21 protein-coding genes are annotated in these 26,116 nt (G+C 61.5%); 10 read left to right on the top strand and 11 right to left on the bottom strand.

The window, feature by feature from the left end; all coding sequences use genetic code 11:
- Positions 1-309: 309 nt before the first annotated feature.
- Entirely contained in the window at positions 310-2,262 is a 1,953-nt protein-coding gene (gene acs / locus LCM4573_RS13860) for an acetate--CoA ligase (protein ID WP_071006902.1), read from the top strand.
- Positions 2,263-2,298: 36 nt separating this feature from the next.
- Here acs and LCM4573_RS13855 read toward each other — a convergent pair whose 3' ends face one another.
- Positions 2,299-2,745 carry a thermonuclease family protein gene (locus LCM4573_RS13855; RefSeq protein ID WP_071006901.1) on the bottom strand — a complete coding sequence of 149 codons (447 nt, stop codon included), beginning with the start codon at positions 2,743-2,745 and terminating at the stop codon, positions 2,299-2,301.
- A 179-nt stretch (positions 2,746-2,924) separates the two neighbouring features.
- On the bottom strand, positions 2,925-3,143 hold the full coding sequence (locus LCM4573_RS13850) for a DUF1674 domain-containing protein (RefSeq protein ID WP_071006900.1): 219 nt from the start codon (positions 3,141-3,143) through the stop codon (positions 2,925-2,927).
- Between the two features lie 107 nt (positions 3,144-3,250).
- On the opposite strand from LCM4573_RS13850, the gene htpX reads away from it, so the two are divergent.
- The 4 genes from htpX (at position 3,251) to purH (ending at position 9,096) form a co-directional block, all read left to right on the top strand.
- A complete protein-coding gene (htpX, locus tag LCM4573_RS13845; RefSeq protein ID WP_071007008.1) occupies positions 3,251-4,210 on the top strand; it encodes a zinc metalloprotease HtpX in 960 nt (319 codons plus the stop codon).
- Positions 4,207-5,613 carry an RsmB/NOP family class I SAM-dependent RNA methyltransferase gene (locus LCM4573_RS13840; RefSeq protein ID WP_116285495.1) on the top strand — a complete coding sequence of 469 codons (1,407 nt, stop codon included), beginning with the start codon at positions 4,207-4,209 and terminating at the stop codon, positions 5,611-5,613. The genes htpX and LCM4573_RS13840 overlap by 4 nt, the downstream gene beginning before the upstream one ends.
- Positions 5,614-5,711: 98 nt before the next feature.
- Positions 5,712-7,394 (top strand): heparinase II/III family protein, encoded by a 1,683-nt coding sequence (locus tag LCM4573_RS13835; protein ID WP_071006898.1) that lies wholly within the window; start codon positions 5,712-5,714, stop codon positions 7,392-7,394.
- Between the two features lie 85 nt (positions 7,395-7,479).
- A complete protein-coding gene (gene purH / locus LCM4573_RS13830) occupies positions 7,480-9,096 on the top strand; it encodes a bifunctional phosphoribosylaminoimidazolecarboxamide formyltransferase/IMP cyclohydrolase (RefSeq protein WP_071006897.1) in 1,617 nt (538 codons plus the stop codon).
- Between the two features lie 64 nt (positions 9,097-9,160).
- Here purH and LCM4573_RS13825 read toward each other — a convergent pair whose 3' ends face one another.
- Positions 9,161-10,540: an MFS transporter gene (locus tag LCM4573_RS13825; RefSeq protein WP_071006896.1), complete on the bottom strand. Its 1,380-nt coding sequence runs from the start codon at positions 10,538-10,540 to the stop codon at positions 9,161-9,163.
- Positions 10,541-10,582: 42 nt separating this feature from the next.
- The gene (locus tag LCM4573_RS13820; protein ID WP_071006895.1) at positions 10,583-15,355 is read right to left on the bottom strand and encodes an NAD-glutamate dehydrogenase; all 4,773 of its coding nucleotides are present in this window, start codon (positions 15,353-15,355) and stop codon (positions 10,583-10,585) included.
- 215 nt (positions 15,356-15,570) lie between these two features.
- Here LCM4573_RS13820 and pdxY point away from each other — a divergent pair, with 215 nt between their 5' ends.
- Positions 15,571-16,443, top strand: coding sequence for a pyridoxal kinase PdxY (gene pdxY, locus LCM4573_RS13815; protein ID WP_071007006.1), 873 nt, complete (start codon positions 15,571-15,573; stop codon positions 16,441-16,443).
- A 75-nt stretch (positions 16,444-16,518) separates the two neighbouring features.
- Positions 16,519-17,202, top strand: coding sequence for a carbonic anhydrase (locus LCM4573_RS13810; protein ID WP_071006894.1), 684 nt, complete (start codon positions 16,519-16,521; stop codon positions 17,200-17,202).
- 9 nt (positions 17,203-17,211) lie between these two features.
- On the opposite strand, the gene LCM4573_RS13805 is transcribed toward LCM4573_RS13810, so the two are convergent.
- Positions 17,212-18,024, bottom strand: a complete 813-nt coding sequence (locus tag LCM4573_RS13805) for a lytic transglycosylase domain-containing protein (RefSeq protein WP_071006893.1) — start codon at positions 18,022-18,024, stop codon at positions 17,212-17,214.
- Positions 18,025-18,217: 193 nt separating this feature from the next.
- On the bottom strand, positions 18,218-19,252 hold the full coding sequence (locus tag LCM4573_RS13800) for an aspartate-semialdehyde dehydrogenase (protein WP_071006892.1): 1,035 nt from the start codon (positions 19,250-19,252) through the stop codon (positions 18,218-18,220).
- 555 nt (positions 19,253-19,807) lie between these two features.
- Between LCM4573_RS13800 and LCM4573_RS13795 the strand changes: the two genes are divergently transcribed.
- Positions 19,808-21,691, top strand: a complete 1,884-nt coding sequence (locus tag LCM4573_RS13795; RefSeq protein WP_071006891.1) for an MFS transporter — start codon at positions 19,808-19,810, stop codon at positions 21,689-21,691.
- A 105-nt stretch (positions 21,692-21,796) separates the two neighbouring features.
- Here LCM4573_RS13795 and leuB read toward each other — a convergent pair whose 3' ends face one another.
- The 4 genes from leuB to LCM4573_RS28560 all read right to left on the bottom strand — a co-directional run bounded on the left by leuB (position 21,797) and on the right by LCM4573_RS28560 (position 24,381).
- Positions 21,797-22,906, bottom strand: coding sequence for a 3-isopropylmalate dehydrogenase (leuB, locus tag LCM4573_RS13790; RefSeq protein ID WP_116285482.1), 1,110 nt, complete (start codon positions 22,904-22,906; stop codon positions 21,797-21,799).
- 108 nt (positions 22,907-23,014) lie between these two features.
- Complete coding sequence (locus LCM4573_RS13785; RefSeq protein WP_071006889.1) at positions 23,015-23,404, bottom strand: RidA family protein; 390 nt, start codon at positions 23,402-23,404, stop codon at positions 23,015-23,017.
- Between the two features lie 12 nt (positions 23,405-23,416).
- Positions 23,417-24,022 carry a 3-isopropylmalate dehydratase small subunit gene (gene leuD / locus LCM4573_RS13780; RefSeq protein ID WP_071006888.1) on the bottom strand — a complete coding sequence of 202 codons (606 nt, stop codon included), beginning with the start codon at positions 24,020-24,022 and terminating at the stop codon, positions 23,417-23,419.
- 131 nt (positions 24,023-24,153) lie between these two features.
- Positions 24,154-24,381, bottom strand: a complete 228-nt coding sequence (locus LCM4573_RS28560; protein WP_071006887.1) for a hypothetical protein — start codon at positions 24,379-24,381, stop codon at positions 24,154-24,156.
- Positions 24,382-24,490: 109 nt separating this feature from the next.
- Here LCM4573_RS28560 and LCM4573_RS13770 point away from each other — a divergent pair, with 109 nt between their 5' ends.
- Positions 24,491-25,393 carry a CoA ester lyase gene (locus tag LCM4573_RS13770; RefSeq protein ID WP_071006886.1) on the top strand — a complete coding sequence of 301 codons (903 nt, stop codon included), beginning with the start codon at positions 24,491-24,493 and terminating at the stop codon, positions 25,391-25,393.
- Positions 25,390-25,596, top strand: coding sequence for a DUF1737 domain-containing protein (locus tag LCM4573_RS13765; RefSeq protein WP_071006885.1), 207 nt, complete (start codon positions 25,390-25,392; stop codon positions 25,594-25,596). The genes LCM4573_RS13770 and LCM4573_RS13765 overlap by 4 nt, the downstream gene beginning before the upstream one ends.
- Before the next feature lie 16 nt (positions 25,597-25,612).
- On the opposite strand, the gene LCM4573_RS13760 is transcribed toward LCM4573_RS13765, so the two are convergent.
- Positions 25,613-26,050 carry a metallopeptidase family protein gene (locus tag LCM4573_RS13760; protein ID WP_071006884.1) on the bottom strand — a complete coding sequence of 146 codons (438 nt, stop codon included), beginning with the start codon at positions 26,048-26,050 and terminating at the stop codon, positions 25,613-25,615.
- Positions 26,051-26,116: the final 66 nt, after the last annotated feature.

Genomic DNA, 26,116 nt, shown 5'->3' with positions numbered 1-26,116 from the left:
GGCCGTGGGTATCAAACCACAATTTCCGGGAATTCATGGCGCCTCTATAACCGGATTGAGACAGAATTGCAAATGTTTGAAACAGGCTTCGGCCCCCGGTTCGCATCGCCTCCGGAGAAAAACGCCTCGAGGCTCCAAGCTGTTGTTTTGACGCATGTCGCGGCCGGAAAAATTGGCTCTCACATTTCCGCGACCTACTTTCATGGACCATTTGTCTAATTGCCGCTCTTGCTTCACCTGTTATGAATGCCTCACATATCGCTGACGGTTCCGGTCGTATCGTCGCCGATGACAAGCAGGGAGGAATTCATGTCCGAAAAAGTCTATCCGGTTCTCAAGTCCGCAAAGGCGAAGGCTCTCATCGACAAGGCCAAATACGAGAAGTGGTACGAGGACAGCATCGAGAATCCGGACAAGTTCTGGGGCAAGCACGGCAAGCGCATCGACTGGTTCAAGCCCTATACCAAGGTCAAGAACACCTCATTCAAGGGCAAGGTCTCGATCAAGTGGTTCGAGGACGGTCAGACCAACGTTTCCTACAACTGTATCGACCGGCACCTGAAGAAGCACGGGGAACGCACCGCCATCATCTGGGAAGGCGACAATCCCTATATCGACAAGAAGATCACCTATAACGAACTTTACGAGGCGGTTTGCCGGCTCGCCAACGTGCTGAAGAAGCACGGCGTCAAGAAAGGCGACCGGGTAACCATCTATATGCCGATGGTTCCGGAAGCGACCTATGCCATGCTCGCCTGCGCGCRCATCGGCGCGGTGCATTCGGTCGTCTTCGGCGGCTTCTCGCCGGAAGCGCTGGCCGGCCGCATCGTCGATTGCCAGTCCACTTTCGTGATTACCTGCGACGAGGGCATTCGCGGCGGCAAGCCGATACCGCTCAAGGAAAACACGGACAAGGCCATCGAGATCGCGGCGCGCCAGAACGTGACGGTCGATAAGGTGCTTGTCGTGCGGCGCACCGGCGGCAAGATCGGTTGGGTGCCCGGCCGCGACCTCTGGTATCATCAGGAAACCGCTGGCGTGAAGGCGCATTGCGAGCCGGTGAAGATGAAGGCGGAGGACCCGCTGTTCATCCTCTATACCTCGGGCTCCACCGGCAAGCCGAAGGGCGTGCTGCACACCACGGGCGGCTATCTCGTTTACGCCGCGATGACCCACGAATATGTCTTCGATTACCAGGACGGCGACATCTACTGGTGCACGGCGGATGTCGGCTGGGTGACCGGGCACTCCTATATCGTCTACGGGCCGCTTGCGAACTGCGCCACCACGTTGATGTTCRAGGGCGTGCCGAATTTCCCCGACCAGGGACGTTTCTGGGAGATCGTGGACAAGCACAAGGTCAACATCTTCTACACCGCGCCGACGGCGATCCGCGCGCTGATGGGCGCCGGCGACGAGTTCGTGAAGCGCTCCTCCCGCAAAAGCCTGCGCCTGCTCGGCACGGTCGGCGAACCGATCAATCCGGAAGCCTGGGAATGGTATTATCATGTTGTGGGCGATGGCCGCTCTCCGATCGTCGATACCTGGTGGCAGACGGAAACGGGAGGCCACATGATCACGCCGCTGCCGGGCGTTACCGATTTGAAGCCCGGTTCGGCGACGAAGCCCTTCTTCGGGGTGAAGCCGGAACTCGTCGATAACGAGGGCAACGTGCTGGAGGGTCCGGCGGACGGCAATCTCTGCATCGCCGACAGCTGGCCCGGCCAGATGCGAACGGTCTACGGCGACCACGAGCGTTTCGTGGAGACCTATTTCTCCACCTACAAGGGGAAATACTTCACGGGCGACGGCTGCCGGCGCGACGAGGACGGATATTACTGGATTACCGGCCGCGTCGATGACGTGCTGAACGTCTCCGGCCACCGGCTCGGAACCGCGGAAGTGGAATCGGCGCTCGTCTCCCACGACCGGGTCTCGGAAGCGGCGGTCGTGGGCTATCCGCACAATATCAAGGGCCAGGGCATCTACTGCTATGTGACGCTGATGGCGGGACAGGAAGGCAATGACGAGCTTCGCCAGGAGCTGGTGAAGCATGTGCGCCAGGAAATCGGCCCGATCGCCACACCCGACAAGATCCAGTTTTCGCCGGGCCTACCGAAGACCCGCTCGGGCAAGATCATGCGCCGCATCCTGCGCAAGATCGCCGAGGACGATTTCGGTTCGCTGGGTGATACCTCGACACTTGCCGATCCCGGCGTGGTGGGAGATCTCATCGCCAACCGGCAGAACAAGGCGGGTTGAACCTGATCGGCGGTCGTCCCGAAAGCGGGACGGCCTTCAATTCTGATTGCAAATCTCGCGCGGCTTGCGGCCGCCGTCATAGCTGGCGGCAAGGCCGGCGAGCAGCAAGTAGTCGGCGGCGTTCGCGCCGTCAGGGAGGATCACGTCCGCGACGATGCGGCCAAAGTATTTATCGCCGGCGATGCGGGTAAGCTGAATTTTACGTGAGCCGGAGGTGAGGGCCTCCAGCGCCTGGCGGGCATCCAGCCCGGCACGGCGTATCGCCATGCATTTCGAGCGGAGTTCCGGGGCATCGATGCCGCGAATGCGGACATAGACCTCGATCTTCTGCTGCGGCCATGGCTCGGCTTCGACAAGTAGAGTGTCGCCATCGATGACGCGGACGATCTGYGCTGCGACCGGTCCGGAAATCTCTTCGCGCGCTGCCGCCCCGGTGATCAGGGTCAGGAAAAGACCGGCAAGAATCGGAAGCGACTTGAGCATGAAAAGGAATAAATTCCGTCAACTGCCGTAAGTCAATAGGAATATTTACTTATGACGGTTCCGTAACGCCATACCAAAACGGAAATCTTCCCTGTCATCGCGTCAAACCATGGCCATGGGAAAAGTATGCTGGATGGTAGCAAGCATGCATGAGAGCGAAGGTGAAGGATTGGAACGTTCTAGAAATCGATGGCGCGGCCGTTGATTTCCCAATCGCCGAAACGCGCGGGATCGGCTCCGCCACGACCGCCGAACTCTGTTGGCATCGTCGCCTGGGTTTCATTCAGCCGCCGCTCCTCGGCTTCCTTCAACGCACGTTGCGCGGCCGGCGAAAGCGGCTTTTTCGGCGCGGCGCCTTCTCCCGCAACTTCGATATTGTCGTTGTCAGCATTCTGCATAGGTTGTGCTCCGCGGTTCGAATATTGAAAAATACCGCTGAATGACCACATCATAAGGCGTTCCCCGCCAGGAAGAAAGGCGGTGTCGGTTTTCGGGAGATATGACGATGAACGTGATGCGCACCGCCATGCTTCTGGCCTTCATGACCGCCTTGTTCATGGGTGTTGGATTTCTGATCGGCGGCCGGGGCGGGATGATGATCGCGTTCCTCATGGCCGCAGCCATGAACCTGTTCTCCTATTGGAACTCCGACAAGATGGTGCTGCGCGCCTATCGCGCCCAGGAAGTCGATGAGGGCAATGCGCCGGAACTCCATCGGATGATCCGGGATCTTTCGGCCAATGCCGGTCTGCCGATGCCGAAGGTCTATGTGTACGACAACCCGCAGCCGAACGCCTTCGCCACCGGCCGCAACCCGCAGAATGCCGCCGTTGCAGCCTCCACCGGCCTTTTGGAACGGCTGACGCATGAGGAAGTGGCCGGGGTCATGGCGCATGAGCTCGCGCATATCCAGAACCGCGATACCTTGACCATGACGATTACGGCCACGCTTGCCGGCGCGATTTCCATGCTCGGCAATTTCGCCTTTTTCAGCGGCGGCCGCGACAACCACAATCCGTTGGGCTTTATCGGTGTTCTGATCGCGATGGTGGTGGCGCCCCTCGCCGCCACCATGGTGCAGATGGCAATCAGCCGCACGCGTGAATATTCCGCCGACCGGCGCGGCGCGGAAATCTCCGGTAATCCGCTCGCGCTTGCCTCGGCACTTGCGAAAATCGCCGGTACCGCCCAGGTTATTCCCAACTATGATGCCGAGCGCAATCCGGCGAGCGCCCATATGTTCATCATCAATCCGCTCTCCGGCGAGCGCATGGACAATCTGTTCTCGACCCACCCGAATACCGAGAACCGCATCGCCGCGCTCCAGCAGATGGCGGGCGAATTCGGAACCGGAGTCTCGACGGGCTCACCCAGGACTGATAGACCGACCCGCACTTCGCGGTCGGTGCCGAATGCAGGTTGGGGCCGCGGTCCTTCCGAACCGCCCAAAGGTCCCTGGTCCTGAACGAGAACACGTTGAACGACAGCAAGAAGAAGACTTCCAAGCCGCCGACCCATCGCAGGAAACAGGTTTCCGCAAATCACGGCCCCGAGGCCAAGCCGGGTCTCGAGGTCCGAGCCACGGCCGCCAAGCTTCTGGCGGCTGTCGTCGATCGAAAGATATCGCTCGACGGCATGCTCGATCCGGTCCACGGCAATCCCGCCTATAAGGCGCTCAGCGAGGCGGACAGGGCGCTGACCCGCGCGATCCTCACCTCCGCGCTTCGCCACTTGCCGCGTCTCGAAGCGGCAATCAATTCCCTCATCGACACGCCGCTGCCGGAAGGCGCCCGTGCGCTGCATCATGTTCTCGTGGTCGCGGCGGCTCAGATCCTGCATCTCGACATACCCTCGCACGCGGCGGTCGATCTTGCCGTCGAGCAGGCCAATCGCGATCCACGGAACCGTCGGTTTGCCAAGCTGGTGAATGCGGTGTTGCGGCGGATGGTGCGTGAGAAGGACGATATCCTGGCACGGACAGCCGCAGTCTCCCCCCTGCCCACCTGGTTTTCCGATCGGCTGTCGGCGGCCTATGGGGAGGAGCAGGCGCGGCGAATCGCCGAGGCGCAGCTCGAACCGCCGGCGATAGACCTGACGGCCAAGGCCGATCCGGAGCGCTGGGCTGCAACGCTCGGCGGCAAGCTGCTGCCGACCGGCAGCATCCGCCTTCCGTCATTCGAGGGATCGGTCACGGCGCTCGAAGGGTTCAAGGAAGGTGCCTGGTGGGTCCAGGATGTCGCCGCCAGTATCCCGGCGAAACTCTTCGGTGATCTCAAGGGCAAGGCGATCGCCGATTTATGCGCGGCACCGGGCGGCAAGACGGCGCAGCTTGCCGCTGCCGGTGCAAAGGTCATCGCCGTCGAGCAATCGGCGAACCGATTGGCGCGGCTTGAAGAAAACCTGAAGCGCCTGGGTCTCGCTGCGCAGTTTATCGGCGCGGACCTCTTCACCTTCAGGCCGGACACGCTGCTTGACGGCGTGCTTCTCGATGCGCCCTGCTCTTCCACCGGCACGACGCGGCGTCATCCGGACGTGCTCTGGACCAAGGGCCCTCGGGATATAGAAAAGCTCGCCGCGCTGCAGGAGAAGATGCTGCGCCATGCCATCACGCTGGTGAAATCCGGCGGCCTGATCGTCTTCTCCAACTGCTCGCTCGATCCCTCCGAGGGCGAGGATCTCGTCGCCCGGGTGATTTCGGATACGGCGGCTGTCGAGCGCGTTCCGGTCGATCCGCGCGATTGGCCAGGGCTGGAAACGGCGATCTCACCGCTCGGGGAGTTCCGCACCACGCCGGCAATGCTCCCGCCGGACGAAAGCTTCGCCGGCGGCATGGATGGCTTCTTCGCCTCCGTGCTGCGTGTACGGTAAGATTTTATTCACCATAGAGCCCCATTTTATTCACAGAGTCTAAAAGGTGCGTCGTCCCATGGGCGGCCGTAAATCCTGCGGAGTGTTTCAGTTTGGCCATGCAGCTCGYGGATCGTCGAAGGCTCCTATCCTTCGGCTTGCGGGAACTCGGGCGGCGCCTTTGCCGGCGCACCGCCTCCTTGCGGCTGGCCTTGACGTCTTTCACGCTAAAAATTCCCGAGCGGCTGATCGTCGCCCCGACGGACCTGCATTCGATCGATCTCTTCGTCGCCGAAGAGATACTCGAAGACCGTTTTCCGCTGGCGGGCACGGTGCTGACGACCTATGGGGAATCTCCCTTTGCCGTGCAGCTTCCCTCGAAGATCTTCGCCGAAAGGCTGCATTCCTTCACCTGGCTCCGGCATATTCGCGCCAACAAGACCGAGGAGGCCTGCGCACAGGCCCGCAGGATCGTCGCCGACTGGATTATGCTTCATGGGCGCAACCGCAGCGGAGTTGCCTGGGAAGCCAATGTCATGGCCGAAAGGGTTATCRCCTGGCTTTCCCATTCCACCGTGGTCCTGCAGGGCGCCGAAGCGGGCTTTTACCGGCGCTTCATGAGGAGCCTCGCCCAGCAGGTCCGGTACCTGAAGAAGATAGCCGGCTGTGTTCCGGAAGGCGAAACGCGATTGAGGATACGTATCGCGCTTGCCATGGCCTCCATTTCGATGCCGACCCGCAACGCCTATATCCGCCGGGAAGGGCAGAAGCTCGACCGCGAGCTGGAGCGGCAGATCCTGGCCGATGGCGGTCATATCTCGCGCAATCCGCGCGCCATACTGGATATCCTGATCGACCTCCTGCCGCTTCGCCAGACTTATATCAATCTCGGTCACGAACTGCCGCAGAAGCTCATTCCGACGATCGACCGCATGTATCCGGCGCTGCGCTTCTTCCGCCATCAGGACGGAGACCTCGCCCTTTTCAACGGCGCAAGCTCGACACCGGCGAGCGAGCTGATGTCCGTGCTGCGTTACGACGAGACGGCGGGCAAGCCGTTCAAGTCGCTTCCGCACATGAACTACCATCGTCTGACCTCCGAGAACGAGACGGTGATCGTCGATACCGGAAGAGCTCTTTCGCCCGAGCTTTCGCGCACGGCTCATGCAGGCTGCCTCTCCTTCGAAATGTCGGCCGGCCGCAATCGCTTCATCATCAATTGTGGCGCGCCGAAATTCGCCGGCCGCAATTATCGCACGATCGCACGGGCGACAGCGGCCCATTCAACGGTGACGCTCAACGAGACCTCTTCCAGCCGGGTCCTCCGCTCGCGGTTTTCCGGGCCCTTCCTCATTTCCGGCGTCTCCAGGATCGAAGTGGAGCGTTCCGACGACCAGCACGGCAACGACCGGCTACGCGCCCGGCACGACGGCTATGTCAGGCAGTTCGGCTATATTCATGAGCGCGAGATCGGCCTCAGCCTCAAGGGAGGCAAGATCAAGGGCCATGACAGGTTCGTGCCGGCGGAAGGCGGGGAGGCATCCGATGATGCGCTTCTGGCGACCGCGCGTTTCCATGTCCACCCGGTGATCCATCTCTCCAGGCAGGACGAGGAGAGCGTGGTCATGCGTGCTCCAGATGGCGAAACCTGGGTCTTCTCCGCCCCCGGCCTTGCGGTGGCGATAGAGGAGGATATCTTCTTCGCAGATGCTTCCGGTTTCCGCCCCAGCCAACAGCTGGTGATCGAGTTTTCGCCGCCCGCGGTGAGCGAAATCCGCTGGATGATGAGGCGGAGCGAATAGCGGTTTCCTCTCGGGCGAGGCTGTGCTAACGCGGCGGCATCCGTCCCTTGCGCCCGTCCGTGGGCCGTTTTCCAAGGAGAAGCCCATGGCCGTCGTTTCAAAGAAAATTCCCGTCCCCGACCGGATCATGATCCGCACCGCTCTGCTTTCGGTCTCCGACAAGACCGGCATCATCGAGCTGGCGCAGGCATTGGTGGATCACGGGGTGCGGCTGCTTTCGACCGGGGGGACGCACAAGGCCATCGCGGCGGCCGGACTTCCCGTGACCGATGTCTCCGAAGTGACGGGTTTTCCGGAAATCATGGACGGCCGCGTCAAGACGCTTCATCCGACTGTGCATGGCGGGCTTCTGGCGATCCGCGACGATGAAGAGCACGCAGCCGCCATGAAGGAGCACGGCATCGACAGCATCGATCTCGCCGTCATCAATCTCTATCCCTTCGAGGAAGTGCGCGCCGCCGGCGGCGATTATCCCACCACCGTCGAGAATATCGATATCGGCGGGCCGGCGATGATCCGCGCCTCGGCAAAGAACCATGCCTATGTGACGATCGTCACCGATCCTTCCGATTATCCGGCACTCATAGAAGCCTTGCGCAGCGACGATGGCCATACGGTCTATGCCTTCCGGCAGCGGCTGGCAGCCAAGGCCTATGCCCGCACCGCCGCATACGATACGGCGATCTCCAACTGGTTCGCCGAGGCGCTCGATATCGAAATCCCACGCTACCGGACGATCGGCGGCGTATTGAAGGAAGAGATGCGTTATGGCGAAAACCCGCACCAAAGCGCGGGCTTCTACGTGACGGGCGAGAAGCGGCCGGGGGTTGCGACCGCCACACTCCTCCAAGGCAAGCAGCTTTCCTACAACAATATCAACGATACCGATGGCGCCTATGAGCTGATCGGCGAATTCGCGCCGGAAAACGGCCCGGCCTGCGCCATCATCAAGCATGCCAACCCTTGTGGCGTCGCGGTCGGAGCGACGCTCGCGGAAGCCTACCGGCAGGCGCTTGCCTGCGATTCCACGTCGGCCTTCGGCGGCATCATCGCGCTCAACCAGACGCTCGACGCGGAAACGGCCGAGGAGATCGTCAAGCTCTTCACCGAAGTCATCATCGCACCGGAGGTTTCCGAGGARGCCAAGGCGATCATCGCCAGGAAACCGAATCTTCGCCTGCTTGCCGCTGGCGGCCTTCCCGATCCGCGCTCGCGCGGCCTGACGGCCAAGACGGTTGCCGGCGGGCTTCTCGTGCAGACCCGCGACAACGGCATGGTGGAGGACCTCGACCTGCGCGTCGTGACCAAGCGCGCGCCGACCGAACAGGAACTCGCCGACCTGAAATTCGCGTTCAAGGTTGCCAAGCACGTGAAATCGAACGCGGTCGTCTATGCCAAGAACGGCCAGACCGCCGGCATCGGCGCAGGCCAGATGAGCCGGATCGATTCGGCCCGTATCGCCGGTATCAAGGCTGAAGAGGCCGCAAAGGCGATGGGATGGGCGGAGCCGATGACTAAGGGTTCGGCGGTCGCATCGGAGGCTTTCTTCCCCTTCGCCGACGGCTTGCTTTCGGCGATCGCGGCGGGCGCCACCGCCGTCATCCAGCCGGGCGGCTCGATGCGCGACGAAGAGGTGATCRCCGCCGCCGATGAGCATGGCGTGGCAATGGTCTTCACCGGAATGCGGCATTTCAGGCATTAATTCCGCCCTCTCGCCTGTCATTCCTGTGACAAGCACAGGAATGACAGGGAAGACCTCATAGAACCTATCGACGGCGGTCCGCCGGGTAGGGCGTTGCCAGCAGCAATAGCAGCCCTGCCGCCAGGAAGATGACGAGCGTCGCCATGCCGAGCCGGGCCGAGCCGCTGGCATAGGTCACCACCGAGAAGAGAAGGGTGGCGAGAAAGCTCGTTGCACGGCCGGAAAGCGCGTAGATACCGAAATATCGGCCGCTTTCCGAGGGTTCGATGCTGCGGGCGAGATAGGAGCGCGACGAAGCCTGGACGGGTCCGAAGGCGAGGCCGATCAGAAGCCCGAAGAGGATATAGGCCTTTTCGGCGGCGGTGCCGAAGAGCCCGCCGCTATCTTCAACCGGAAGCGGCAGCAGCCCGAAGAAGACGAAGCCCGGACCGGTCGAAACGATGCCGACGGTCGCGACGATCAGCAGCACGAGGCTGATGACCACCACCACCTTGGAACCAAGGCGCCGGTCGAGCCTACCTGCCATCAGGCAACTGAAGATCGCCACGACATTCAGGATGATGCCGTAGATGCCTATCTCGATCGTCGCCCAGCCGAACATGCCGGCTGCGAAGGCGCCACCGAGGATCAGAAGGCCATTGACGCCATCCTGGTAGAGCATGCGGGCCACCAGGAATTTGGCGATGCCGATGCGCCGGCGCAAATCTCCGAGCGTACCCGCAAGTTCAAAAAAGCCTGCGCGCACGGCCCGTATCATGGGCAGGCCCTTGCCCGCATCCGGCGTGAAGAAGAACATCGGGAGAATGAAGACAAGATACCAGAGGCCGGCGATCGGTCCGGTAATGCGAGCATCCTCGCCCTGATGCGGGTCCAGACCGAAGAGCGGCGGAATACCGATCAGCGTGCGGCCGGTCTGCGGGTTTGCGGCGAGCAGCGTAACGACGGCGATCAGAACCACCATGCCGCCGAGATAGCCGAGTCCCCAGGCGATATTCGAGATACGCCCAACCTCGTCCCTGCCGACGAGCCGCGGCATCATGGAATCGTTGAAGACGGTCGAGAACTCGGCGGCGATCGAGGCCAGAATCATGAAGATCATCGGCCAGATGATCGGCGAGCCCGGCGCGGCGAACCAGAGCGCCGAGACGCAGGTAATCTTGACCAGCGCAAAGAAGGCGATCCACGGCTTGCGGGGACCGGATTGATCGGCAATCGAGCCGAGAACGGGGGAGAGGATGGCGATGATCAGCGAAGAGATCGTCGCCATATTGCTCCAGGCGGTCTGGGCAGAGACCGGATCGGCGGTGAGCCGCGAGACGAAATAGGGACCGAAGATGAAGGTGGTGACGACGGTGAAAAAGGGTTGTGCGGCCCAGTCGAACAGCATCCAGCCCCAGATGCCGCGCCGGCCGGCTTTCGCCGGCACTTCCTCAAGATGAGACACGGCCACCTTTTCCCCCGAGTTCAAGCTATCGGTCCCGTTGTCTCACCTCACCCTTCCATGCGCAAGGTCGCTGAGGAGGCCTGCCGCCACGGTAATTTTCGGCAGGGTCGGATCGCTGCCTTCGCTTAAAGCCACCAGTTCCGTCCCGATACGATTTACCCGCAGGCGATCGGTCGAAACCCAGGCTCCGAGCGATCTCTTCTCTTTCGGGTAGGCGGCAAGCGCCGCAATCACGATATCGCGCCGTGCGGTAATGATCTGCTGAAGGCTGCGGGAAAGCGCAAGGCTCTCATAGTGATCCGAGGTGGCGATGCGTCTTCCGACCTCCAGCAGGCGGTTGACCCGGAAGGTTTCCGTAACGGCGAAGTAAATATCCGCGGCGCGGGAGAGGCTTTCGCCCGTCCGCTCGGCGATCAGCATGATTTCGGGCGCGAGAACCAGGGTGGCAAGCAGGGCGATTTCGGCCGCAAGCTGCGCTGGAATGCCTTGAGCTTCAAACTCCGCCGCGTTTGTTGCAATAGCATCGGCAAGGTCCAGGGAGGTGATCGAGGCACGCAGACCCTTGACTGCCGTCTTCAGCCGGCGAATGGCGGTTTCCATATCGCCGACGGCCGCGCCGGTTTCCAGGATCAGGAGCGTCGCTCCCGCGAAGATCTCGCCGATTCGGGCATAGAGACCGTTCTGCGCATCGCCAGGGATCTTTCCGTCCAGCGCGTCCGCCTCGGCCCAGAGCTTCGGCAGATCGAAGCCGTCGCGGGCGAGATAGGCGGCCTTGACGACACTTGCCGCGGATGCTCCGGTCAGGTCGCTCATTCTCTGGACGAAACCCGGTCCGCCACGGTTGATGGCTTCATTGGCAAGATAGGTTGCTATGATCTCGCGATGCAGGCGATGGCGGTCGATGTCGGCGGCAAAAGCTTTCTGCATCTTTGCCGGGAAGTAGGCTTTCAATACCGCCAGGAAATACGGGTCATCCGGCAGTTCGCTGGCTACGAGCGCGTCGAACAGGACGATCTTGGCATAGGAAAGCAGCACGGCGATTTCCGGTCGTGTCAACGGTCTGCCGGAAGAATAGCGTTCGGCCAGTTCGGCGTCGTTCGGCAGGGYTTCGACCTTGCGATTGAGCTGGTCCTGGGATTCCAAGACAGACATCAGCCGCGACAATTCCTCGCGATTGGCGGTGCCCTTGCGCTCAATAAGTGAGATCGCCAGCGGCTGCAGATAGTTGTTGCGCAGCACGAGGGCCGCGACCTCGTCGGTCATGGATGCGAGAAGCTGATTGCGTTTGGCCCGCGTCATCCGGCCATCCTGCATGGCGGGGTTCAGCGCGACCTTGATATTGACCTCGACGTCGGAGGAATTGACGCCGGCGGAATTGTCGATCRCATCGGAATTGCAGCGACCGCCAGCCAGCGAATAGGCGATGCGCCCCTTCTGGGTGACGCCGAGATTGGCGCCTTCGCCGATCACGCTTGCGCGTACTTCGGTGGCGGTAATGCGGATCGGATCGTTGGCGCGGTCGCCGACTTCGGCATCCGTCTCGGAAGCGGCCTTGATATAGGTGCCGATGCCGCCRAACCAGAGGAGATCGACCGGACTTTTCAGGATCGCGGTCATGATCTCGAAGGGGGTAGCGACAGCCTTGTCCATGCCGATCGCCGCGGCTGCCTCCTTGGTGAGCGTCACCGATTTTTCCGAGCGGGGAATGATCATCGCGCCTTGCGAAAGTGAGCCGCGATCGTAATCCTGCCAGCTGGAACGCGGCAGCTTGAACAGCCTTTCACGCTCGGCAAAAGATTTCTCGATATCCGGATCGGGATCGATAAAGATATCGCGGTGGTCGAAGGCGGCGATAAGCCGGATCTGGCGCGACAGCAGCATGCCGTTGCCGAAGACGTCGCCGGACATATCGCCGACGCCCGCCACAGTGAAGGGCGTCGTCTGAATATCGATATCCTTTTCGCGGAAGTGGCGCTTTACCGCTTCCCAGGCGCCGCGTGCGGTAATGCCCATCTTCTTGTGGTCATAGCCGGCCGATCCGCCCGAGGCGAAGGCGTCGTCCAGCCAGAAGCCGGCTTCCTGCGCCAGCCCATTGGCCGTATCGGAGAAGGTGGCGGTTCCCTTGTCCGCTGCAACGACGAAATATGGGTCGTCGCCGTCGATGCGCGTGGTATCCGGCGGGCCGACCACTTCGGAGCCCAGGATATTGTCGGTGACGGAAAGAAGCGTGCGGATGAAGGTCTTGTAGGCCTCGCGCCCGGCATTGAATATCTCGTCGCGCGAGCCTCCGGCCGGCAGCGCCTTGGGGAAGAAGCCGCCCTTGGCGCCGACCGGCACGATGACGGCGTTCTTCACCTGCTGCGCCTTTACCAGGCCGAGGATTTCCGTGCGGTAATCCTCGCCGCGATCGGACCAGCGCAGGCCACCGCGGGCCACCTTGCCGAAGCGCAGATGCACGCCTTCCACTTCCGTTCCATAGACGAAGATTTCGCGGAAGGGGCGCGGCTGCGGCAGGCCGTCCAGCAATTTCGGGTCGAATTTGAAGGCGAGCACCTTCCTCGGCGTCCCGTCGGCGTCGCGCTGGAAGTAATTGGTCCGAAGCGTGGCGTCGACCGCGTTGACATAGCGGCGCAGCGTCCGGTCCTCATCGAGATTGGGCACGCTCGCGAGCGCCGTTTCGATGGCGGCATGATGATCGGCGAGCTTCCGGACACGTGCTTTTTCGCCAAGCTTCGGATCGAAGCCGTCGCGGAACAGGCGGAAGATCGCGGCGGAAATCTCCGGATATTTCGCCAGCGTATCGGCGATGTAATTCTGCGAATAGACGATGCCGGCCTGGCGCAGGTAACGCGCATAGGCGCGCAGTACCGTCACCTCGCGCGCCGAAAGGCCGGCGAGCAGGACGAGGCGGTTGAAGCCATCATTGTCGACCGTGCCTTCGAAGGCGGCGAGGAATGCTTCTTCCAGAAGCGGCCCCTCGCGAGAAAGGTCAATCGTCTCCTGACCCGTGAGCTGCAGCTCCATATCGTGCAGCACGACGAGCTTGCGGTCGGTCTCCGGGCCCACGCCGATATCGAAGGTCCGCTCGCTGACCACATGGAAGCCGAGGTTTTCCAGAAGCGGCACGCGGCGCGAAAGCGAGAGATGGCGGTCGTGATGGAAGATCTTGAGGGAGACCGTGCCGGGCTTGTCCGTCGGATCATGATAGAAGGCGATGCGGATCGTCTCGCCCGCCGCGCAGGCGGCGATGTCCTCGAGGTCGGCAAAGGCCTGGTCGGGAGTGAAAGCCTCCTGGAACGCATTGGTGACGGATATGCGCGGTCCCGTCTCGGCAAGCGTGGCGAAGCGCTCTTCCCAGGGGGTGGCGATGAGGCGGATCGTCTCCTCAAGCTTCGCCTGGGGAATGCGCGGCGTCTTTCCGCCGCGACGGCCGATGATGATATGAACGCGGGCAACGCCTCCCGCGGGGAAGGCCGGGTAATAGGCCGAGACATGCCCGTCATAGACCTGGGCAAGATAGTCGCTGACCTTTTCGCGGACGAAGGAATTGTAATCCTCGCGCGGGACGTAGACGATCACAGAGACGAAACGATCGAAATGATCGATCCGCGGCAGAACCCGTACCCTCGGCCGCTCGCTCAATTCCATGATCTGTTCGCAGAACCGCGCTAGGACGTCGGTGTCGATCTGGAAGAGATCGTCGCGAGGATAGGCTTCCAGCGTGTTGGCAAGCATGCGGCCGGAGTGGCTGTCGGGATCGAAGCCGAAATGATCCTCGACGCGGGCGGCCTTGGCCCGCAGCAGCGGAATTTCGCGGACGGAGTGGGTATAGGCGGTGGCGGTGAAGAGGCCGACGATCCTGAGCTCGCCGATGACCTGGCCATCGGCATCGAAGCGCTTGACGCCGACATAGTCCATATAGGCGCGCCGGTGCACGACGGATTTCACATTCGCCTTCGCGACGATCAGGAAATCCGGTCCCTCCAGGAATTCGAGGATTTCCGGCGTCGTCATCACCGCATCCTTGCCCTGGCGCAACACGAGGACATCGGGGTCGGAGAGAATGCCGAGCCCCCTGCCCTTGCCGCGCTCCACCTTGGCTTCGRCGCCCTTTCCGGAATAGACGTATTCGCGCATGYCGAGGAAGGCGAAATTATCGTCGCGCAGCCATTCGAGGAATGCGAGGGCCTCGTCGCGGTCGGCCTTCCTGCGGCTTGCCGGATGCGCGCGAAGCTGGGCGGCGGCCCCTTCCAGCACCTCCAGCATAGGCTTCCAGTCGGTGATCGCCAGATGCACCTGCTCCAGCACGTGGCGGATACGTTCGGCAAGCGAGGCGGCCTGTTCCTGCGAAAGCGGGGCGATGTGGATCTGGATGAGGCTGACGTGATGGGAGGGATCGCCGGGGGCTTCGTTGGAGCGGAGCACCGGCTCCTTTCCCGGCGCCATCAGCAGAATGGGGTGAACCGCCATATAGAGATCGCGATGCGTGCCGGTGATCTCGCCCATGACGGAATCGAAAAGGAAGGGCATATTCCGGTCGATCACGGTGAGCACCGAGACCGGCACACCGGCGGGTTCCACGCCCGCTACCTGCTCGATCGTGATATCCGGCCGTATCCGCGTCCAGGCCTTGAGCCGCCGGGCGGCATGGGCCGTGGAAAGTTCCAGCATCTCCGGCGTATAGGCTTCCAGGTCGTCATTGCTGGCGCGTCCGAACAGGATGAGAGGGTCCAGATGTTCCGCCTTGTCTCCGGTCGCGATCTTGCGTGCTTTCTCGATCAGCTTTTCCCGTTTCGGATTCTGCCTGGCGGCCATCGGGTTTCCCTTCCCTTGTTTTCCGCGTCGCTGTTCTTGCGGCGACGAACCTCATGAAGCTTGTATTTTTGCTTCATGCCGTCGTGAAGCTATTTCTTTTCAGCCCGGCCAAAAGATGGCCGATTCGCCTAGAGTTTATCCTTTCCCGTGAAGCCTTGTTGACATGGCGCAAGGAAGAAACGATCAACAGGCCTTCGAAGCCGGAAGCGAAGCCCATGCAGGAATCCCAAAGCGCCGTCATCGTCATCTCCAGCCATGTGGTTCGTGGTTCCGTCGGCAATCGTGCCGTCGTGTTCGCGCTGGAAACATTGGGCTTTCCCGTTTGGGCGCTGCCGACGATCGTGCTGCCGTGGCACCCGGGCCACGGACGTGCGACCCGCCTCACATTCGCCGAGGCCGATTTCGACAAGGCGATCGACGACCTGATCCGGGCACCCTGGCTCGGAGAAGTGAAGGCGGTGCTGACCGGCTATTTCGGCAATGCCGCTCAGCCGCGCGCCGTGGCGCGGCTCGTCCGGGCGCTTAGGGAGAAAAACCCGGAGCTTCTCTACGTCTGCGATCCGGTGATGGGCGACCTCGGAGGCCTCTACATCCCGCAGGAAACGGCGGAAGCGATACGTGACGAACTCATACCGCTCGCGTCCCTCGCCACGCCGAATCGCTATGAACTCGCTTGGCTTTCCGGGGCGGCGCTGGAAAACAATACGCAGATCATGGATGCGGCCGTGGCGCTCGGTCCGGCGCGCATGCTGGTGACCTCCGCGGTGCCGATGATGGCGGGCGGGACCGGCAATCTCTATCTTACCGGCAAGCATGCCTTAATGGCGGAGCACCGGCTGATCGAAAACCCGCCGAACGGTCTCGGCGATCTTCTCTCGGCCGTTTTCCTCGCGCGCCTGCTCGGCGGCATGGACGAGGAACGAGCGCTGCAGCTTGCGACCGCGAGCGTCTATGAGGTGCTCGCCCGCACGGTCAAGCGCGGCAGCGATGAACTGACGCTCGAAATGGACGCATCGAGCCTCGCAAATCCGATGGCCATGGTGCAATTGCGTCGCCTCGTGCATCCRCTGCAGCGGACGCGCCGCTAGGCGAGTTTCATCTATCCCGCGTTCTCCCGTGCGGGGACATTGATCTTCGTCGCGCGCCGGGATAAGCCTTGCGCCATGACGGACTTTCCAGAAACCCTTCTGAACGGCTACCGCAACTTCATGAGCGGTCGCTATGCGCATGAGAGTGACCGTTACCGCGTGTTGGCGGAACACGGCCAGCAACCCCACACTCTTCTCGTTGCCTGTTGCGACTCGCGCTCCGCGCCGGAAACAATCTTCGACTGCGGTCCAGGCGAGCTATTCGTCGTCCGCAATGTCGCCAACATGGTGCCGCCCTACGAGCCGGACGGGCAGTATCATTCCACCTCGGCCGCGCTTGAATTTGCGGTCCAGGCGCTCAAGATCTCAAATATCGTGGTGATGGGCCATGGCCGCTGCGGCGGCATCAAGGCCGCGCTCGATCCGGCCGCCGAGCCGCTTTCGCCAGGCGATTTCATCGGCCGCTGGATGGCGCTCGTTCGCCCGGCCGCCGAGCAGATTCAGAGCAACGACCTGATGACGCAGTCGGAGCGACAGACGGCGCTCGAGCGGGTGTCGATCCGCAATTCGATCAACAACCTGCGCACCTTCCCCTATGTGCGCGCCCTGGAAGAGCAGGGAAAGCTGCATATCCACGGCGCCTGGTTCGATATATCGACCGGTGAGCTATGGGTGATGAACAGCAAGACGGGCGATTTCTTTCGCCCGGAACTCGAGATCTCCACTGAAGCGGACAGCGCGGAAGAGGCAGAGGCCTGATCGACGGGTTTATTCCCCGTCGATCTGTGCGCCGATATAGGCGATCGCCTGCTGATAGACGCTTGCGGCATTCCAGCCCTGGATGGCATTATAGTTCGCCTCACCCGGCTGATAGCCGGCGCCGGCTCTCCAGCCGTGACCGCGCAGGAAGTTGGCGGTCGAAGCCAGCGCATCCGCACGCGACCTCACGAGGTCGATATGGCCATTGCCGTCTCCGTCGACACCGTAGCGGATGACGTTGACCGGAAGGAATTGCGTCTGGCCGATTTCGCCATGCGCCGCGCCCTTGGCGGAGGGGCTGAGGTCCCCCCGGCCGACAAGCTTCAGCGCCGCATAGAGCTGTTCGGTGAAATAGGCGGAACGACGGCAGTCATAGGCAAGCGTTGCGACGGCCGAAAGCGTGTGCTGATTGCCCATGAAGCTTCCGAACCCGGTTTCCATGCCCCAGATGGCGATCAGCGGACCGGCCGGCACGCCGTAGCGCCGCTCGATCGATGCGAAGAGCGAGGCATTGCTCTTCTTGATGCCTCTGCCCTTGGAGATGATGGCCTGGCCACCGCGCTTCTGCATGAACTGGTCGAAGGAGAGCTTGAAGCTCCGCTGACCGCGATCGGCCCGGATCGTTTCCCGATTGTAGGAAACATTGGCGAAAGCCTTGTCGAGAACGGTCGGGCTGATACCATTGCTCGGTGCTTCACGCTTGAAATCCTGAACCCATTGCGCGAAACCGGATCCATCGTTGCCGCATTGCGCGGCGACGGCCGGCATGGCGCCGGCAAAAATCCCAGTTGCGACTAATCCTGCCCGCAAAATCTTCAACATGAGCGTCAGACTCGTTTCAAAGCCGGATACGCTCTTCGAGCGTCCGGACTGAGGTGGCTATATCTGGCCTTATGGCTGTGGTTGAGAACAATCGCAACCCAGGCGAATATGAACAGTTCGTGAAATTGGCGGTTCTCAAGCAAAAGCTCCACCATTTCTGGCGGAGCTTTATCAGGTCATGGTTAACGATCGATTATGCCGCGGCCTTGCGCGGCTTCACGAGACCGCGGTTGACCAGCAGCTCGGCGATCTGGATCGCATTGAGCGCCGCACCCTTGCGCAGGTTGTCGGAGACGACCCACAGGTTGAGGCCGTTTTCGACGGTCRCATCTTCGCGGATACGGGAAATATAGGTTGCATCCTCACCGGCGCATTCATAGGGCGTCACGTAGCCGCCGTTCTCATGCTTGTCGACGACCAGGCAACCCGGTGCCTCGCGCAGGATTTCGCGGGCCTGATCGGCGGTGATCTCGTTCTCGAATTCGATGTTGACCGATTCGGAATGGCCGATGAACACGGGAACGCGCACCGCCGTGCAGGTCACCTTGATCTTCGGATCGARCATCTTCTTGGTCTCGGCAAGAACCTTCCACTCTTCCTTCGTATAGCCGTCCTCCATGAAGACATCGATATGGGGGATGACGTTGAAGGCGATCCGCTTGGTGAACTTCTTCGATTCGATCGGATCGGCGACGAAGACAGCGCGCGTCTGGGCGAAGAGCTCGTCCATGCCTTCCTTGCCGGCGCCCGAAACCGACTGGTAGGTCGAGACGACGACGCGCTTGATCTTGGCGGCATCATGCAGCGGCTTCAGCGCGACGACGAGCTGCGCCGTGGAGCAATTAGGATTGGCGATGATGTTYTTCTTGGAGAAGCCCTCGACGGCATCCGGGTTCACTTCCGGCACGATCAGCGGCACCTCGGCGTCGTAGCGCCAGGCGGAGGAATTGTCGATGACGATGCAGCCCTGGGCACCGATCTTCGGCGACCACTTCTGCGAGATCGAACCGCCCGCCGACATCAGGCAAATGTCGGTATCGGAGAAGTCGTAATTCTCGAGGTTGGAAACCTTCAGCGTCTTGTCGCCGAAGGAGACCTCGGTGCCCTGCGAGCGGGGGGAGGCCAGCGCCACCACTTCGTCCGCCGGAAAGYCCCGCTCAGCAAGGATGTTCAGCATTTCCCTACCGACATTGCCGGTTGCCCCGACGATTGCGATCTTGAAACCCATGATATGCTCTCTTTCTGTCTCTCCTCGATCCGGTGAGGGGGAAACCGCGGCAATTGCGCGGACTTCCTTGTCCCCGGCCGTGCCGGGGAGAGAGCGGCGGGCCAGAGACGTCAGACGGTTTTCGTCGTCGTTTTGGCCATGGTTTTGGAAGAATCGAAAAGACGGAAATCCCGTCCGGCGTAAAGTGCCGGCAGTCCGAAGGCGGCGATGTAAAGTTCGCTGCAATGCATGGAGGAGTCTTCCCGTTCGCCGAAGCTGTTTAGAAGATTTTGGCCCCGAGTCAAGCCTGAGCCCGCGTTTCGAGCGCTTCCCGGCGACTGCTTCAAGACGCGGATGATTGCCCAAGCGACCTTCGGAAAGAAGAAGAATGACAGCGGAGGCCAGATATGCCGGCACGGCAACGAAGCGGCGGCATTAGACGAAAGTCATAATCCCAAAGCATCTCTCTTCCTCGAATCAGATTTCTGCCAATCTGCTGTAATGCGCGCCATCCTGACATCCGGGAGGAGAGTCGGAACAGGCTGGTGCGTCGGTTGATCTTGTGGAGGACGGATCATGGCAAATGTCACGACCACTGCCGACGTAAAGTCAGGCAGTATGACGCGGGAGGAGAAGAAGGTCATCTTCGCCTCTTCGCTCGGCACCGTATTCGAATGGTACGATTTCTATCTTTACGGCTCGCTCGCCACTTTCATCGGCGCGGCCTTCTTCAGTCAGTATCCGGAAACGACCCGGAACATCTTCGCACTTCTGGCCTTCGCCGCGGGCTTCCTGGTTCGCCCGTTCGGCGCGCTGGTCTTCGGCCGGCTGGGTGATCTCGTCGGCCGCAAATACACCTTCCTCGTCACCATCCTGATCATGGGTCTTTCGACCTTCCTCGTCGGTCTCCTGCCCGGTGCGGCTTCGATCGGCATCGCTGCTCCGATCATCCTGCTCGTCCTGCGCATGCTGCAGGGTCTGGCGCTCGGCGGCGAATACGGCGGTGCAGCGACCTATGTGGCCGAGCACGCGCCTCACGGACGGCGTGGCTTCTTCACGTCCTGGATCCAGACCACGGCCACGCTCGGCCTTTTCCTGTCGCTGGTGGTCATTCTTGTGGTCCAGGCGATCCTCGGCCGCGAGGCCTTCGCCGCCTGGGGCTGGCGCGTTCCCTTCCTGGTCTCGGTGGTCCTGCTCGGCGTTTCCGTCTGGATCCGTCTGAAAATGAACGAATCGCCCGCCTTCCTGCGAATGAAGGAAGAGGGCAAGGGCTCCAAGGCACCGCTTTCGGAAGCCTTCGGTCAGTGGAAAAACGCCAAGATCGCCCTTCTGGCCCTGTTCGGCGCCGTCGTAGGACAGGCCGTCGTCTGGTATTCCGGGCAATTCTACGCGCTGTTCTTCCTTCAGAACATCCTGAAGGTGGAGGCCCAGTCGGCAAACATCATGGTGGCAGCCTCGCTGCTTATCGGCACGGGCTTCTTCGTCTTCTTCGGCTGGCTGTCGGACAAGATCGGCCGCAAGCCGATCATCATGGCGGGCCTGCTGCTTGCCATCATCACCTATTTCCCGCTGTTCAAGGCCATGACCTGGGCGGGCAATCCAGCACTGGCACAGGCACAGGAAACGGTACGCGCGACCGTGACCGCCGCTCCGGGCGACTGCAAATTCCAGTTCAACCCGACCGGCACGGCGAAATTCACCACCTCGTGCGATATCGCGACATCGTTCCTGACACGCAACTCCGTTCCCTATGACGTGGTTGCGGGCCCGGCCGGTTCGCCGGCGACCGTCAAGATCGGCGATTCCACCGTCACCAGCTATGACGCGGTGCAGGCCGGGGCGGGCGCCAAGGCAGCGGACACGGYCTTCCAGAAGCAGGTCAACGTCGCCCTGCAGGCCGCGGGCTATCCCCTGGCACGCGGTGCATCGAACGTTCCGGAAGCCAAGCTCGACGCCTTCGTCGCCGCCAATCCGGAACTGCAGCTCGATGCCGCAGCCATCCGCGCAGGAAATGCAACGACGGTGTCCGGTGCCGATCTCGTCAAGCAGAAACTGCTGACGGCAGAGGAAGCCACCGGCGTTACGGAGATGGCAGTCTACTCCATTCCGAACTCCGGCAACTTCACCATGGTGGCCGATCCGGAAGCCGTGAACTGGGTGATGCTCATCGCCATCCTGACGGTACTCGTCATCTACGTAACTATGGTCTACGGCCCGATCGCGGCGCTGCTGGTCGAACTCTTCCCGACCCGCATCCGCTACACCGGCATGTCGCTGCCCTACCACATCGGCAACGGCTGGTTCGGCGGCCTGCTGCCGGCAACGGCCTTCGCGATGAGCGCCGCCAAGGGCGATATCTACTATGGTCTCTGGTACCCGATCGTCTTCGCGGCCATTACRCTGGTGATCGGCCTGCTCTTCCTGCCGGAAACCAAGGACCGGGATATCCACGCGGAATAATCCACCGCTTCGCCGGCCGGCATTCTTTTCCGGCCCACAACGAGAAAACCCGGCGCCTCAAGCGCCGGGTTTTCCATTTGCAAGATGCCGATCCGTCAGATCAAATCAGGCGGAGAGTGCCTTGAATTCGGAAAGGATCGCGTCACCCATTTCGGCGGTGCCGACCTTGCGGCAACCGTCCGCCATGATATCGCCGGTGCGGATACCCTGGTCGAGCACGTTGGCGATCGCCTTTTCCAGGTTGTCGGCTTCCTTCACCATATTGAATGAGTARCGCAGGCACATGGCGAAGGATGCGATCATGGCGATCGGATTGGCGATCCCCTGGCCGGCGATATCCGGCGCCGAGCCGTGAACCGGCTCGTAGAGCGCCTTGCGCTTGCCGGTCTTGGCATCCGGCGCGCCGAGCGAGGCCGAGGGCAGCATGCCGAGCGAGCCGGTCAGCATGGCGGCCACGTCGGAAAGCATGTCGCCGAAGAGGTTGTCGGTGACGATGACGTCGAACTGCTTCGGAGCACGGACGAGCTGCATACCGCCAGCATCCGCCAGCATATGCTCCAGCTTGACGTCGGAATACTTCGCCTTGTGCGTCTCGGTGACCACTTGGTTCCAGAGCACGCCGGACTTCATGACGTTGCGCTTTTCCATCGAGCAGACGGAATTGCGGCGCGTGCGGGCAAGCTCGAAGGCGACGCCGGCGATGCGTTCGATCTCGTAGGTATCGTAGATCTGGGTATCGATGCCGCGTTTCTGGCCGTTGCCGAGATCGACGATCTCCTTCGGTTCGCCGAAATAGACGCCACCGGTGAGTTCGCGGACGATGAGGATATCGAGACCTTCCACCAGTTCCGGCTTCAGCGACGAGGCGGAGGCGAGCGCCGGATAGCAGATTGCGGGCCTCAGATTGGCGAAGAGCTCCAGATCCTTGCGCAGCCGCAGGAGGCCGGCCTCCGGACGCACTTCATAGGGAACGGTATCCCACTTCGGCCCGCCGACGGCGCCGAAGAGCACCGCATCGGCCGCCTTGGCCTTGGCCATGTCCTCTTCCGAGATCGCCGCGCCGTGGGCGTCATAGGCCGAGCCGCCGACGAGGCCTTCGTCCGTGGCGAACCCGGCGTTCATGGCGTCGTTCATATAGGCGATGATCTTGCGGACCTCACCCATGGCCTCGGGGCCGATACCGTCGCCGGGAAGAAGAAAGAGCTTGTGAGACATGATGCTGTGGCGTCCTTGCGATCAGGCGGGCTCGTCCTTCCTGCGGGGTCTTCCCGCAGTTGGCTGAAACCTCGTCCGAGCCCGCCGGAAGGGACGAGGCCGAATGGTTTATGCCGAGCCGGCGCCGATGCGTGCCGTCACCTCGATCTCGATCTTCATTTCGGGTGTCGTCAGCCCGCAGACCACCATGGTCGCCGCCGGGCGGATTTCGGAAAAGGTCTGGCCGAGCACCTCGACCAGGGCATCGTAGTCCGCCATGTCGGTGAGGTAGTAGCGGACCCTCAGCACGTCGCGCAGGCCGCTGCCGGCTTCCTTCAGCGCTTTCTCGATGGTGCCGAGCGCATTGCGCGTCTGGGCGGCAACATCCTCCGGCATCTCCATGCGGGCATAGTCATAGCCGGTGGTGCCGGAAACATAGACCATGTCGCCGTCTACAACAGCGCGGGAATAGCCGATGCGCGCTTCGAAGGGTGAGCCTGAGGAAATCCGCTTGACCATCCGGCAGGCCGATCAGAGCCAGGGCCGCTCGGTGCGGAGCTTGTTCTCGAAGCTGCCGATCACCGCATCGCTCTTCAGCGTCGAGGCGATGTCGTCCAGGCCTTCGAGCAGGATATGGCGTCGTGCCGGATCGATATCGAAATGCAGCGAGCCGCCGTCCGGACCCGTGATCTCCTGGGCTTCGAGATCGACGGTGAGGATGGCGTTGGCACCGCGCGAGGCATCGTCCATAAGCTTGTCCAGGTCTTCCTGGCTGACGACGATCGGGAGGATGCCGTTCTTGAAACAGTTGTTGTAGAAGATATCGGCGAAGCTCGTGGAGATCACGCAGCGGATGCCGAAGTCCAGGAGCGCCCAAGGCGCATGCTCGCGCRAGGAACCGCAGCCGAAATTATCTCCGGCGACCAGAATATTGGCATTCCGGTAGGCGGGCTTGTTCAGCACGAAATCCGGGTTTTCGGAACCGTCTTCCTTATAGCGGGCTTCCGCGAAAAGTCCCTTGCCGAGGCCGGTACGCTTGATCGTCTTCAGATAATCCTTCGGAATGATCATGTCGGTGTCGATGTTGACGACCGGAAGCGGCGCCGCGACGCCGGTGAGCTTGACGAATTTTTCCATGACCTGCCTCCGCGTTACTCTATGCGCGGATGCTGCAATAGAACAAATCCCGGCGGATTTGAAGGGCAGTTTACCATCAACCGGTACGGTTTGCTTCGCACACCGGTTTCGTCTTCACCCGCGGAAAAGATCTAGAGATCGATGATGGTGCCACGTCCGTCGTTCCAGACGCGCATTTGCGGCTTATCCGCCTTGGCGCGCACCGRCATCGGCTTCAGCCGGGCAGAAAGGGCGCGTCCCGCAGCAAGGATCGCCAGGATGCCCGCGAAGGCGACCGTCAGCGATGCCGTGAGAAGGGCAAAGAAAGCAAAAATAGCGACCCCCGATGTAACGAGGAAGAATGTGCGGATGTTCTGCATGATCCAAACCTTTCTAGACTTGAATGTGGGCCCTTCCCGAACATCTTGCAAGAGCCTTCACGAAGTTGCGATATTGCGCCGCGCCGGAAAGCTTGGCAGAAAGCCTCACATGATCCCTGAAGACGTGTCCGCTCTTCCCGCTGTTCGTTTGCGCCGCTCTCTCCTGAGCGTGCCTGCCGGCAATCCGAAGGCGCTCGAAAAGGTGCCGAGCCTCGACTGCGATGGAGTGATCCTCGATCTGGAGGATTCCGTCTTCCCGGAAAAGAAGGTGGAGGCGCGTGAAAATCTCAGGCGCTTCTTCGGAAAGCCTCCGCTCGCGGGACGGGAGACCGTCATCCGCATCAACGCGCTTTCTTCCGAATTCATTGAGGCGGACATCGATCTTGTGACGGAACTCGAGCCGGATGCGGTCTTGCTGCCGAAAGTCGGCGCGGCTGCGGACGTGCTGACAGCCGCCGCCATGCTAGAAAAGGCCGGAGCGCCGGAAGAGCTTCCCATATGGGCGATGATCGAAACAGCGAGCGGCGTGATGAATGCTCCCTCGATCGCCGCGGCGAGCCCGAGGCTTTCCTGCTTCGTCGTCGGCCTCAACGATTTGCGCAAGGAAACCGGCGTGCTTGCGCAGCCGGGACGGACCTATCTTGTCCCATGGCTGATGCAGGTCGTGCTTGCCGCCCGCGCCAATGGGCTGGACGTTCTCGACAGCGTCTTCAACGATTTCAGAGATGCGGAAAGCTTCGATGCCGAATGTGCCCAGGGCCGAGCCATGGGTTTCGACGGCAAGATGCTGATCCATCCGGCCCAGATCGAGTCCGCCAACCGGCATTTCGGCCCGCAGCCGGAAGCCATCAAAGAGGCGCAGGCGATCATCGCCGCCTTTGCGCTTCCGGAAGCGCAGAACCTCAATGTCATCAATATGAACGGCCGTATGGTCGAGCGACTGCATCTTCTCGATGCGCAGAAGCTCGACCACAAAGCGCGATCGATCGCAGAAAGGAAGAAAAGGTCATGAAGCTCTATCGTTTTCTCACCGGTCCCGACGATGCTTCCTTCTGCCACAAGGTGACGGCAGCGCTGAACAAGGGCTGGGAGCTTTCGGGCTCACCGACCTATGCGTTCAATGCCGAGACCGGACTGATGCAGTGCGGCCAGGCCGTGGTGAAGACGGTCGAAGGCAAGGAATATACCCCGGACATGAAGCTCGGCGAGCAATAGGACAAAGCCGTCCCGCTCAGCGCTCCGCTGCCTGCTCCGCGCTTGCCTCGATCCGCTCCATGTCATCGTCGCTGAGACCGAAGTGGTGGCCGATCTCGTGGATCAGCACATGGGTGATGATATCGCCCAGGGTCTCCTCGTTTTCGGCCCAGTAATCCAGGATCGGGCGGCGGTAGAGGCGGATGCGGTTCGGCAACTCGCCGGTCTCCATGGTGAAACGCTCCGAAATGCCGCGGCCCTCAAAAAGGCCGAGCAGGTCGAAGGGCGTTTCCAGCGCCATGTCTTCGAACACGTCGTCGTCCGGAAAATCTTCGATCTCGATGATCAGGTTGGTGGTGAGCGCCCGGAATTCTTCCGGCAGATGGCCATAAGCCTCTATTGCCAGTGACTCGAACGTGCTGATCGTCGGTGCATGGCGATCCCGCCAATCATCAGTCTGGTCAATCCGGGCCATGTTTGCTCCTTTTAAGAAGAGCCATATAGGCATTTCTGCAAAGTTTTTCGAGAGTTGAATTGTCGG

Origin of the sequence: Rhizobium sp. LCM 4573 (assembly GCF_001854865.1) — a bacterium.
Taxonomy (GTDB): Bacteria; Pseudomonadota; Alphaproteobacteria; order Rhizobiales; family Rhizobiaceae; genus Neorhizobium.
Note: the sequence above shows the minus strand (reverse complement) of the source record. Positions and strands in the feature narration are given on the sequence as shown.

Bases quoted from the DNA above. Each gene is read 5' to 3' on its own strand.
- LCM4573_RS13850 (WP_071006900.1), bottom strand. From the start codon at position 3,143: ATGCAGAATGCTGACAACGACAATATCGAAGTTGCGGGAGAAGGCGCC.
- htpX (WP_071007008.1), top strand. From the start codon at position 3,251: ATGAACGTGATGCGCACCGCCATGCTTCTGGCCTTCATGACCGCCTTG.
- LCM4573_RS13810 (WP_071006894.1), top strand. From the start codon at position 16,519: ATGACGGACTTTCCAGAAACCCTTCTGAACGGCTACCGCAACTTCATG.
- LCM4573_RS13805 (WP_071006893.1), bottom strand. From the start codon at position 18,024: ATGTTGAAGATTTTGCGGGCAGGATTAGTCGCAACTGGGATTTTTGCC.
- LCM4573_RS13785 (WP_071006889.1), bottom strand. From the start codon at position 23,404: ATGGTCAAGCGGATTTCCTCAGGCTCACCCTTCGAAGCGCGCATCGGC.
- LCM4573_RS13770 (WP_071006886.1), top strand. From the start codon at position 24,491: ATGATCCCTGAAGACGTGTCCGCTCTTCCCGCTGTTCGTTTGCGCCGC.
- LCM4573_RS13765 (WP_071006885.1), top strand. From the start codon at position 25,390: ATGAAGCTCTATCGTTTTCTCACCGGTCCCGACGATGCTTCCTTCTGC.
- LCM4573_RS13760 (WP_071006884.1), bottom strand. From the start codon at position 26,050: ATGGCCCGGATTGACCAGACTGATGATTGGCGGGATCGCCATGCACCG.